The sequence below is a fragment of the Micrococcus sp. LASM2_SD2 genome, assembly GCF_057364565.1.
The window spans coordinates 1-569 of sequence record NZ_JBNFOB010000488.1 but is presented as its reverse complement, the minus strand read 5'-3'; the positions used below and the strand labels follow the sequence as shown (position 1 = coordinate 569).

Sequence of the window (569 nt, the reverse complement as noted above, 5' to 3'; positions counted from 1 at the left end):
CTGCGGTGGACACACCGCTTCCGCACGGACCCGCTGCGGCGGCTGCACCTGCTCCCGCCCCGGCCGCTGCCGAGGCAGGACCCGGACGCCCCGGAGCACGACCCGTCCCTGCACCGCACCTCCCTGCCGGAGCGCAGCGGCACCCAGAAGGCGTCCGTCGAGGCGGCGGTCCGGTCCCTGGTCACCGATGCCTCCGCCGGCGCCCCGAGCCGTGGAGGCCTCCATCCGACGTGCCGGGCGCAGCCGCCAGGACCGGCTGCCGGACGCCGTGGACCAGGCGATCGCCGGCACCGACCTGCAGGCGGGCACGGGGTCCTGGTGGTGGCCGGTGTTCAACGTGATCCAGTGGCTGGCGCTGCTCACCGCCGTGGCGGGTGCCGGCTGGCTCGGCGCCTACGCGCTGGCCGCCTACCTGCAGTTCCCGCTGCCGGACGCACCGCTCGTGCAGGGCTTCCCGCTGCCTACCCTGCTGCTGGTCGGCGGACTGGGCCCCTGGGGCATCCTGCTGGCGCTCCTGGCGATCCCGCTGGCCCCGCCTCGCCGCCCGCGGGGCGGGGGGGCAGGCGGGG

The 569-nt window shown here is 77.5% G+C and carries 1 pseudogene; it reads left to right on the top strand.

The window, feature by feature from the left end:
* Window positions 1-211: 211 nt before the first annotated feature.
* Window positions 212-569, top strand: a pseudogene (locus tag AC2W7A_RS13255) (ABC transporter); the annotation flags it as partial.